The sequence below is a fragment of the Nonomuraea sp. NPDC005730 genome, assembly GCF_040630865.1.
Taxonomy (GTDB): domain Bacteria; phylum Actinomycetota; class Actinomycetes; order Streptosporangiales; family Streptosporangiaceae; genus Nonomuraea.
Genome location: NZ_JBEXYK010000087.1, coordinates 19942 through 30638 on the forward strand (window position 1 = coordinate 19942; position 10697 = coordinate 30638).

The 10697-nt window shown below is 74.9% G+C and carries 9 protein-coding genes; 6 read left to right on the forward strand and 3 right to left on the reverse strand.

The annotated features are described in order from the left end of the window. Positions 1 to 35 precede the first annotated feature (35 nt). Positions 36 to 1220, forward strand: coding sequence for an MFS transporter (locus ABZ444_RS47745; protein WP_358011098.1), 1185 nt, complete (start codon positions 36 to 38; stop codon positions 1218 to 1220). 18 nt (positions 1221 to 1238) lie between these two features. On the opposite strand, the gene ABZ444_RS47750 is transcribed toward ABZ444_RS47745, so the two are convergent. Genes ABZ444_RS47750 through ABZ444_RS47760 form a run of 3 tightly spaced genes read right to left on the reverse strand, consistent with a single transcriptional unit; the run spans position 1239 to position 3425 of the window. After that, entirely contained in the window at positions 1239 to 1571 is a 333-nt protein-coding gene (locus ABZ444_RS47750) for a metalloregulator ArsR/SmtB family transcription factor (RefSeq protein WP_358011100.1), read from the reverse strand. Beyond that, a complete protein-coding gene (locus ABZ444_RS47755) occupies positions 1558 to 1989 on the reverse strand; it encodes an SRPBCC domain-containing protein (protein ID WP_358011102.1) in 432 nt (143 codons plus the stop codon). The genes ABZ444_RS47750 and ABZ444_RS47755 overlap by 14 nt, the downstream gene beginning before the upstream one ends. 59 nt (positions 1990 to 2048) lie before the next feature. Then, on the reverse strand, positions 2049 to 3425 hold the full coding sequence (locus ABZ444_RS47760) for an MFS transporter (protein ID WP_358011105.1): 1377 nt from the start codon (positions 3423 to 3425) through the stop codon (positions 2049 to 2051). A 123-nt stretch (positions 3426 to 3548) separates the two neighbouring features. Here ABZ444_RS47760 and ABZ444_RS47765 point away from each other — a divergent pair, with 123 nt between their 5' ends. From ABZ444_RS47765 to ABZ444_RS47785, 5 genes are all read left to right on the forward strand, one after another. Beyond that, a complete protein-coding gene (locus ABZ444_RS47765) occupies positions 3549 to 4313 on the forward strand; it encodes an IclR family transcriptional regulator (protein WP_358011107.1) in 765 nt (254 codons plus the stop codon). Between the two features lie 25 nt (positions 4314 to 4338). Beyond that, the gene (locus ABZ444_RS47770) at positions 4339 to 5187 is read left to right on the forward strand and encodes a fumarylacetoacetate hydrolase family protein (protein WP_358011110.1); all 849 of its coding nucleotides are present in this window, start codon (positions 4339 to 4341) and stop codon (positions 5185 to 5187) included. Further along, on the forward strand, positions 5187 to 6200 hold the full coding sequence (locus ABZ444_RS47775) for an alcohol dehydrogenase catalytic domain-containing protein (RefSeq protein WP_358011111.1): 1014 nt from the start codon (positions 5187 to 5189) through the stop codon (positions 6198 to 6200). Before ABZ444_RS47770 ends, ABZ444_RS47775 begins: the two co-directional genes overlap by 1 nt. A gap of 20 nt (positions 6201 to 6220) precedes the next feature. Then, complete coding sequence (locus tag ABZ444_RS47780) at positions 6221 to 9010, forward strand: FAD-binding and (Fe-S)-binding domain-containing protein (protein WP_358011113.1); 2790 nt, start codon at positions 6221 to 6223, stop codon at positions 9008 to 9010. A 71-nt stretch (positions 9011 to 9081) separates the two neighbouring features. Continuing rightward, on the forward strand, positions 9082 to 10605 hold the full coding sequence (locus ABZ444_RS47785) for a protein kinase (protein WP_358011116.1): 1524 nt from the start codon (positions 9082 to 9084) through the stop codon (positions 10603 to 10605). The last annotated feature ends 92 nt before the right edge of the window (positions 10606 to 10697 follow it).

Genomic DNA, 10697 nt, shown 5'->3' on the forward strand with positions numbered 1-10697 from the left:
TCGCCGTAGATCAACCCCTGTCCTGAGACGGAACCATGTCAACCACCACCCTCGCCCCGCCGCCCCCGCCGCTGATCTCCTGGCTCGCGGTCACCTCGATCACCCTGGGCATCTTCGCCATCGTCACCAGCGAGATCCTGCCCATCGGCCTGCTGACGACCATAGGCGCCGACTTCCGCGTCACCGACGGCACCGCGGGGCTGACCATGACGCTGCCCGGCTTCGTGGCCGCCGTCGCGGCGCCCGTCCTGACCGTGGCCACCGCCCGGCTGGACCGCCGGGTGATGCTCTGCGTCCTGATGGCGGTGCTGGCCGCCGCCGACGTGCTGGCGGCCGTGGCCGGGGCCTACTGGGTCGTGCTGGTCTCGCGGGTGCTCGTCGGGCTCACCATCGGCGGCTTCTGGTCGATCGCGGCCGGGCTGGCGTCCCGGCTGGTGCCGCCGGCGGCGGTGGGCACGGCCACGGCGCTGATCTTCTCGGCCGTGCCGCTGGGCTCGGTGCTCGGGGTGCCGGCCGGAACCTTCATCGGCCACCTGGCGGGCTGGCGGACGGCGTTCCTGGTCCTGGCCGGGCTCTCGGTCCTCGTGCTGGTCGCGCTGCTGTGCGTGCTGCCGCCGCTGCCCGCCCGCCAGGTCACCGGCGCCGGCGTCCTGCTGGACCTGCTGCGGCTGCGCGGCACCGGGATCGCCCTGCTGGGCACGTTCCTCGTCGTGCTGGCGCACTTCGGCACCTACACCTACGTCACGCCGTTCCTGGAGCACGTCACCCACCTGCCCCCGGCCGTCGTCGGCGCCGTCCTGCTGGCCTACGGAGCGGCGGGCGTCGCGGGCAACTTCCTGGCCGGCCGGGCCGTGGCCACCGCCCCCCGCCTGACCTTCGCCGTCTGCGGCGGCCTGATCGCGGCGGCCACCGCGCTGCTGCCCCTGGTCGGCACCTCGCAGGCGGGCGCGGTCGTGCTGCTGGTGTTGTGGGGGCTGGCCTACGGGGGAGTGCCGGTCTGCTCCCAGGCGTGGTTCCTGCGGGCCGCGCCCGGCACGCCGGAGGCGGCGACCGTCGTGTTCACCTCGTCGTTCCAGGCCACCTTCGCCCTGGGCGCGCTCCTGGGCGGCACGATCGTCGACGCCTCCTCGGTCTCGGCCGCGATGCTCGCGGGCGGGCTGGTCGCGCTCGTGATGGCCGGGTCGTTCTCCTGGCTCACCCGCCCGCGCCGGGCCGCCTGAGCGGGGCGGGGCGGGCGGTCAGCCGTCGAGGTGGTCGCGCAGGGCGTCGAGGCGGCCGTCCCAGTCGTTCGCCAGCGCGGCCAGGAACTGCTGGGCCACCCGCATCGGAGCCGAGCGCAGCCGGTAGCGGACGCGGCGGCGCTCACCGGGCTCGGCCGTGACCAGACCGGCCTCGGCCAGCAGTGTCAGGTGCTTGGCGATCGCCTGCCGGGTGATCGGCAGGCGGGCGGCCAGGTCGGTCGCCGTGGCCGGGCCCCGGGAGGCCAGCTCGGCCAGGATGGCACGCCGGCTCGGGTCGGCCAGGGCGACGAAGACCTGCTCGGCCACCGCCTCGCTGTCAGGCGGCGTCAAGGTGCCCGGCCAGCTCGCCCAGCTCGCTCGCCCACCCCTCGGTGTGGGCGTCGTACGCCGTGCGGTGGTGGTCGTCCGGCAACTGGGCGAAGCCGGTCTCGATGACGGTGAGCCGGGTGCCCGTGCCGGCCGGTTCGAGGGTGAACTCGACGTACGTGCGGCGCGGGTCGCCCTCCGGCATGCCGAAGACCGGCCAGGTGAAGCCGAACACCGACGGCTCCTCCACGCGCTCCACGCGCAGGTCGACGGTGTGCCCGTCGCTCCAGCTCATCCGTGCCGGCCCGCCGGGACGCAGCTCGATCGCCGCCTGCTGGCCGAACCAGGCGGCCAGCCCCTCGGGGGTGGTGAGCGCCGCCCACACCTTGCCGGGCGGGTGGGCGAGCTCGACGGTGCGCTCGACCCGGTCGGGAAATCCCATGACGACCTCCATATGCAGCAGGGAAAAGGTTGCCACACCTTGTGGCGACACGTTGACGGTCACCGCTCCGGCCGCGGGTGGCGGCGCAGGCCGTAGGAGACGAGGACGACGGCGGCGAGCGTCACCGCGACGTCCACCAGCAGGGCCAGGCGGATGCCGGCCAGGTCCCCGGCGCGCGTGGCGGCGACCGCGCCGAGGAGCGGGATGCCGACGGTGACGGCGACCTGCTGCGTCATCGACGTCAGCCCGGTGGCCAGCCCCTGCTCCTCGTCCGGCAGGCCCGAGGTGCCGGTGACGGTGTAGGCGACGATCGCGGTGACGTGCCCGAAGAAGCCGACGAACAGCGCGGGGACCAGGATCGCCGGCACCGTCCAGCCGGTGCCGAGAAAAAGGGCGGGAAGCGTCGCGAGGGCCTGGACCGTCATGCCGGCGACCAGGACGCGGCGGCTGCCGAACCGTCCGACGAACCGCCCCGCGATCACCCCGGCGACCACCGAGGCCAGCCCGGGGATGCCGAACACCAGGCCCGTGACCAGCGGCGACAGGCCCAGCACCCGCTGGAGGTACACCGTCACCAGGAAGATCATGGCCGGCTCCATCGTGAAGATCACGAACCCGGCGAAGTTGCCCCACTTCACCGTGGGCCGCCGCAGGATGCGCACCGGCGCGAGCGGCGCGGGCGCGCGCAGCTCGATCATCCAGAACGCGCCCAGCAGCACCACGCCCGCGACGGCCGCCAGGAGGTTCCTCTCGACGGCCGCGTAGATCACCGCCAGCAGGCCGCCGGTCACCGTGACCGCGCCGGGCAGGTCGAGCCGCACCCGCTCCGGCAGCACGCTCTCCCGGATCAGGAACGGCGCCAGCACCAGGATCGCCACCGCAACCGGCACGTTGAACAGGAACGCCGCCCGCCAGCTCAGCAGGCTGACCAGGGCGCCGCCGAGCAGCGCGCCGACGGTGAAGCCGCCGGACAGCAGGGCGCCGTTCAGCCCGAGGACGCGGGCGCGCAGCGGGCCCTCCTTGAAGGTGGTGGTGAGCAGCGACAGCGCGGCGGGGACCGTCATCGCCGTGGCCAGGCCCTGCAGCACCCGGGCGGTCAGCAGGGTCGCGGGCCCGCCGGAGAAGCCGCCGAGGAGGGAGGCTCCGGCCAGCACGACCATGCCGGCGAGGAACAGCCTCCGCCGGCCGAACAGGTCGGCCGTCCGGCCGAACACCAGGGTGAACCCGGCCGCCGGCAGCGCGTACGCCGAGGTGATCCAGGGCCACTGGGCCGGGCTCAGCCCGACGCCCGCGCCGGTCTGGGGAAGGGCGACGTTCAGGATCGAGAAGTCGACCGCCAGCATGAAACCGGCGCCGAGCAGGACGAACGCGATCAGCCGTGGTCTGCCGTCGAGGCGCGGCGGGGCGGCCTCAACGGTCGCGACAGGAACACTCATTGCGGCCTCCAAGTAGTAGCAACTGAACGGTTGCCACGTTATGGCAACCGATTGGTTGCGTCAATGCTGGGCGCGATCCGGGCAAACTTCCGTTTTCCGGAACGGTGGTCTAACCTTCGGAACATGTCCGACGGTGACGCCAAGCTGGTGGGGGCCGACCGCGTGCTGGCCGTGCTGGCCGAGCTCGCCCGGCACCCCGACGGGATCGGCCTGGAGGAGATGGCCCGCGCCGTGTCCAGCCCGAAGCCGACCGCCCACCGCGCCCTGGCCGCGCTGCGCCGGGCCGGGCTCGCCGTCCAGAACGGCCACGGCCGGTACGTGCTCGGCGACGAGTTCCTGCGCATGGCCTTCGCCCACCACGAGGCCCGGCCCGACCACGTCCGGGTCACCCCGATGCTCAAGGCGCTGTGCGACCGCTACGGCGAGACCGTGCACTACGCGGTGCTGGAGGGCCCGTCCGTGGTCTACCGGTCCAAGCTCGACCCGCCGTCCGGCGCGGTCCGGCTGACCTCGGTCGTCGGCGGGCGCAACCCGGCCCACTGCACCGCCGTCGGCAAGATGCTGCTGGCCCAGACGCTGCGGGACGAGGCCGCGGTGCGCGCCTGGGTGGGCGACCGGCGGCTGGAGCGGCCCACCGAACGCTCGGTGGGCACCGCCGAGGAGCTGCACGCCGAGCTGGTACGCGTCCGCGAGCAGGGCTACGCGGCCGACGACCAGGAGAACGAGCCGGGCGTCAACTGCGTGGCGGTCCCGGCGTACCTGACCTCGCCCACCGTGCCGAGCGGCGCGGTCAGCATCAGCGGCCTGGCCTACCGCACCCCCTTGAGCGTGCTCGTCGAGGACGTGCCGGCCATCCGCGCCGTCGTCGCCGGGCACCACCTTCCCTGACCCGCACAGAACCGGAGAGATCCCCTTGTACCTCATGCGCATCGGCGCGCCCGGCGCCGAGAAGCCGGTCGTCCGCGTGGACGACGACCACTACGTCGACGTCTCCGACCTCACCCCCGACTTCGACGAGCGCTTCTTCGCCGCGGGTGGCCCCGCCCTGCTCGCCGAGCGGGTCGCCGCCGGCCCGCGGCAGGCGTTCGCCGGCGAGCGCGTCGGCGCGCCGATCGCCCGCCCGCACCAGATCCTGTGCATCGGCCTGAACTACCGCGACCACGCCGCCGAGACCGGCCAGGCCGTGCCCGCCGAGCCGATCCTGTTCACCAAGTCGCCCAACACCCTGGTCGGCCCGGACGACGACGTGCGCATCCCGCGCGGCGCCACCAAGACCGACTGGGAGGTGGAGCTCGGCATCGTGATCGGCCGCCGCACCTCCTACCTGGACTCGCCCGAGGAGGCCGCGGCCGCGATCGCCGGCTACTGCGTGGTCAACGACGTCAGCGAGCGCGCCTTCCAGATGGAACGCGGCGGCCAGTGGAGCAAGGGCAAGTCGGCCGAGACGTTCAACCCGGCCGGCCCCTGGCTGGTCACCCCCGACGAGCTCGCCGACGTCCGGAACCTGGGCATGTGGCTGGACGTCAACGGCGTACGCCGCCAGACCGGCAGCACCAAGACGATGATCTTCGACCCGTACGTCATCGTGCACCACCTGAGCCAGTTCATGGTGCTGGAGCCCGGCGACCTGATCAACACCGGCACCCCGCCCGGCGTCGGCATGGGCCACGACCCGCAGATCTGGCTGCGGCCGGGCGACGTGATGGAGCTCGGCATCGACGGGCTCGGCAGCCAGCGCCAGCGGGTCGTGGAGCCCCGGTAGTGCGGGCGCTCGTCCTGACCGGGCCGGGCGCGGCCGAGGTCCGGGAGGTCGAGCCCCCCTCGGCGGGGCCCGGCCAGGTCGTCGTGGAAGTCGAGCGCGCCGGCGTGTGCGGCACCGACATGGAGCTGTTCAGCGGCGAGATGAGCTACCTGCGCACCGGCCGCTCCCGCTACCCGCTGCGCCCCGGCCACGAGTGGTGCGGGCGCGTCGCGGAGCTGGGCGCGGGCGTGGACCCGTCGTGGCTGGGGCGGCGGGTCGTCGGCGACACCATGCTCGGCTGCGGGCGCTGCGACCGCTGCCGCCAGGGCCGCCACCACGTGTGCCCCGACCTGGCCGAGCTCGGCATCAGCCGGGGCGCCGCGGGAGCCCTGGCCGAGCGGCTCGCCGTCCCGGTCGCGGCGCTCCATCGCCTGCCCGATACGGTGGACGCTACCTCGGGCGCGCTGGTCGAGCCCGGTGGCAACGCCTTACGCGCCGTCCGCGCGGCGGGGCTGGAGGCGGGGGAGCGGTTGCTGGTTCTGGGCACGGGCACGATCGGCCTGCTGGCCGCGCTGTTCGCGCGCGCAGGAGGGGCCGAGGTGCACCTCATGGGCCGCGCCGAGCCTGACCTTCGCCTGGCCGCGGGCCTCGGGTTCCGGCACGCCTGGACCCGCGCGACGCTGCCCGGCCTGCCCTGGCACGCCGTCATCGACGCCACCAACGCCGCCGCGATGCCCGCGCTCGCCCTCGACCTGGCCGAACCCGGCCGCCGCGTCGTCTACATCGGCCTGGCCGGCACGCCGTCCACGCTCGACACCCGCGAGCTGGTGCTCAAGGACGTCACCGCGGTCGGCGTCCTGGGCGGCTCGGCGGGGCTGGCCGGGGCCATCGACGCCTACGCCGGCGGCTCGGTGGACGCCCGTCCGCTGGTGGCCGCCACGGTCGGGCTGGCCGAGACGGCCGGCGTCCTGGCCGGACGGCGACCGCCCGGCGCCGGCCCGGGGCCCAAGATCCACATCGATCCCCGGCAATGAACCTGGAAGAGAGCACGAGCATGACCCACCGTGAACCGCGACGGCTCAACGCGCCGGACGCCGCCGTCCTGGCGGCGGTCGAGACGGCCGTCCCGGGGATCACCCGCGCCCGCGCGAGCGACCGGCTCGGCATGGCCCACGACGCCTCCCACTACCTGCTGACCCCGCAGGCCGTGCTGGTGGCCGAGAGCGCCGGCCAGGTCGCCGCGCTGCTGCGCACCGGCCTGCCGCTGACCTTCCGCTCCGGCGGCACCAGCCTGAGCGGCCAGGGCGTCAGCGAGCACCTGCTCGTGGACACCCGCCGGCACTTCCGCTCGATCGAGGTGCTCGACGACGGCGCCCGGGTACGGGTCCAGCCCGGCGCGGTGCTGCGGCAGGTCAACGCCCGCCTGGCTCCGTACGGGCGCAAGCTCGGCCCCGACCCGGCCAGCGAGTCGGCCTGCACGATCGGCGGCGTCGTCGCCAACAACTCCAGCGGCATGACCTGCGGCACGCACGCCAACACCTATCAGACGCTGGAGTCGATGACGCTGGTGCTGCCGAGCGGCACCGTCCTCGACACCGGCGCCCCCGACGCCGACGAGCGGCTGCGCGCCCTGGAACCCGACCTCGCGGCCGGCCTGGAACGGCTGCGCGACCGCGTCCGCGGCAACCCCGGCTCGGTGCGGCGCGTCCAGGACCAGTTCTCGCTGAAGAACACCATGGGCTACGGCCTGAACAGCTTCCTCGACCACGACAGCCCGGCGCAGATCCTCGCCCACCTGGTCATCGGCAGCGAGGGCACCCTCGGCTTCGTCGCCGAGGCCGTCTTCCGCACCGTCCCCGCCCACCGCCTGGCCGCCACCGGCCTGCTCGTCTTCCCGACGCTGCGGGAGGCGATGGCCACGGTGCCGGAGCTGGTGGCGGCCGGGCCCGCCGCCGTCGAGCTGCTGGACGCCGAGTCCCTGCGCGTCGCCCAGACCGACCCCAAGGCCGACGGGACGCTGCGCGCGATGGCCGTCGCCGAGCACGCCGCGCTGCTGGTCGAATGGCAGGAGTCCGACGCCGGGCTGCTCACCGAGCGGGAGCGGACCGCCGAGCGGGTCTTCGCCGGGCTGCGCCTGGCCGCCCCCGCCCGGCTGAGCAGGGAGGCCGGCGGCCGGGCCGCGCTGTGGCACATCCGCAAGGGCCTGTACGCCACCGTCGCCGGCGCCCGCCCCAGCGGCACGACCGCCCTGCTGGAGGACGTCGCCGTCCCCGTGCCCGCGCTGGCCGACCTGTGCGACGACCTGACCCGGCTGTTCGCCGAGCACCGCTACGAGCGCAGCGTCGTCTTCGGCCACGCCAAGGACGGCAACCTGCACTTCATGCTCAACGAGCGGTTCGCCACCGACCTCGACCGCTACGCCGAGTTCACCGAGGACATGGTGGAGGCCGTCCTGGCCAGGGGCGGCACGCTGAAGGCCGAGCACGGCACCGGCCGCGTCATGGCCCCGTTCGTGCGCCGCCAGTACGGCGACGAGCTGTACGAGGTGATGTGCGAGGTCAAACGCCTGTGCGACCCGGCCGGCACGCTCAACCCCGGCGTCGTCCTCACCGACGACCCCGAGGCCCACCTGCGCGACCTCAAGACCGTCGTGACCGTCGAGCCCGAGGTCGACCGCTGCGTCGAGTGCGGCTACTGCGAGCCCGTCTGCCCCAGCCGCGACCTGACCACGACCCCGCGCCAGCGCATCGTGCTGCGCCGCGAGCTGGCCGCGGCGCAGGCGGCCGGCGACCACGCCCTGGCCCGCGAGCTGGCGGACGCCTACGCCTACGACGCTGTGGACACCTGCGCCGTGGACGGCATGTGCGCCACCGCCTGCCCCGTCCTCATCAACACCGGCGACCTGACCAAACGCCTGCGCGCCGAGCGCCACGGCCGCGCCGCCCGGCGCGCCTGGACGGGCGCCGCCCGCCATTGGGACGGCGTCACCCGCGCGATGAACCTGGCCCTCGACACCGCCGCCGCGGTCCCGCCCGCGCTCCCGGAGGCCGCCTCGCGCGCCGCCCGAGCCGTGGCCGGGGCAGACGACGTCCCGCGGTGGAGCCGCGACCTGCCGCGCGGCGGCACCAGGCGCCGCCCGTCCCCGGCGGACGGCGCCGACGCCGTCTACCTGCCGTCCTGCCTGAACACGCTGTTCGCCCCCGCGGACGGCGGCCCCGGCGTGATGACCGCCTTCCAGCGCCTGGCCGCCCGCGCCGGGCTGACGCTGCACGTCCCGGAGAAGATCGCGAGCCTGTGCTGCGGCACGCCGTGGTCGTCCAAGGGCTTCGCCGGCGGTCACGAGGCCATGGGCGAGCGCGTCCGGGACGTGCTCGCGCGGGCCACCGACGGCGGCCGGCTGCCCGTGGTGAGCGACGCCGCCTCCTGCACCGAGGGTTACGCCCACCTGGTGCCCGGCCTCCAGGTGGTCGACGCGGTCGCCTTCACCGCCGAGCACGTCCTGCCCCGCCTGCCGCAGCCGCGCCGCCTGCCGTCGCTGGCGCTCCACCCGACCTGCTCCTCCACCCGGCTCGGCCTGGACGCCGCCGTCACCCGCCTCGCCGAGGCGGTCGCCGAGCAGGTCGTGATCCCGGACGGATGGCAGTGCTGCGGCTTCGCCGGCGACCGCGGCCTGCTGCACCCCGAGCTGACCGCCTCGGCCACCCGCGCCGAGGCCGCCTCCGTGGCCGAGGCGGGCTGCGCCGCGCACGCCTCGGTCAACCGCACCTGCGAGCTGGGCCTGACCCGCGCCACCGGCCGGACCTACCGGCATCTCCTGGAGCTCCTCGACGAGGTGACCGCCTGAGAGGGGGAGCGCTTTACACCGATGGTCAATAAGATCGTCGCTGTTGCGAAGATCCGGCGATCGGGAGCACGATGAGCGACCCCGGCGGCTTCGGCCCCCTGGAGATGGACGAACGCGAGCGCATCGGTCCCTACCGGATCGTGGGCCGCATGGGCGCCGGCGGCATGGGCGTCGTCTACGCCGGGGTCGCGCCCGAGGGCGGGCGGGTCGCGGTCAAGGTCATCCATCCGGGGCTGGCCGCCGACCCGCACTTCCACGACCGGTTCGTGCGCGAGGTCGAGGTGTTGTCGCGGGTGCGCGGGCGGTGCACGGTCGCGGTCCTGTCCGCCGACACCGACGCCTCGCCGCCGTGGCTGGCCACCGAGTTCGTGCCCGGCCCCACGCTGACCGAGCACGTACGCGACCACGGGCCGCTGCCGCCGGACGACCTGGTCGGGTTCGGGGTGGACATCGCCGAGGCGCTCACCGACATCCACCGGGCCGGGATCGTCCACCGCGACCTCAAGCCGGGCAACGTGATCCTGGCCGCGTCCGGGGCGAAGGTGCTGGACTTCGGGATCGCCCGCGCCCTCGACGAGAGCGGGCTGACCGGCACCGGCGCGCTCATCGGCTCGCCCGGCTGGATCAGTCCCGAGCAGTACCGGGGCGACCAGGCCGACGCGGCCGCCGACGTCTTCGCCTGGGGCGCGCTGATGGTCTACGCCGCGACCGGGCGGCCGCCGTTCGGCATGGGGGCGCCCGACGTGCTCGCCTACCGGGTCATGAGCGTCGATCCCGACCTGTCGCAGGTGCCCGAGGGGGTGCGTGAGCTGGTCCGCGGGGCGCTGGCCAAGTCCAGGGCGGCCCGGCCCGGGGCGGGCGAACTGCTCGCCGCGCTCCGCTCGGGCACGATCCCCATGCCGCCGCCTCCGTCCGGCACGCTCCTCCTCACCCCGCCGCCCACGCCCCCGGGCACGCTGCCCCTGACCCCGCCGCCGCCGGGCGGGGTGGCGCGGTCGTGGCCCGTGGCGGCCGCCGTGGCCGTGGTCGTGGCGGTCGTGGGGGCCGGCGTGGCGTTCGCGCTGAACGCGGCCGGCACGCCGGAGGCGCTGCCGGCCACGGACGACCGGACCTCCTCCCACGCCGACCCGCCCGCCACCTCCGCGCAGCCGGACCCGCCGGACACCTCCGAGGAGAGCGAGACCCCGAGCGAGAGCCACACCCCGCAGGACACCCCGTCCGAGACCGGCACGCCGGAGGAGACGCCCGAGGGGAAACCCGCGGAGAAGCCCGCGGACACGCCCACCGCGAGCAGGCCCCGCACGCTGCCGTGCGCGTCCTCGGGCTCGATCCTGCGCCAGGCCGCAGCGCTCAACGGCGGCAGCCTGCCGCAGGACGCCGTGGTGGCCCGCAAACGATGTGTCGGCTCCTGGGTGGCCGCCGAGCTCTCCTCCCCGAGTGTCGGCGGCATCGACCTGATCGCCCGGCGGAACGCGTCCCGGTTCCTCGACGCCCAGATCGGCAGCAACTTCTGCTCCCAGGAGGACCGGCCGGCGCTGCTGGCGAGCGCGCCCGGCTCGATCAAGAGCTTCCTGTGCCCCAACGGCTTCGGCTGATCCACGCCTCTCCAGCGGTTTCGGCTGGTCCGCGCGCCTTCCGGCCCCGACGGTTTCGGCTGGTCCGCGCGCCTTCCGCCCCCCACCGGCGG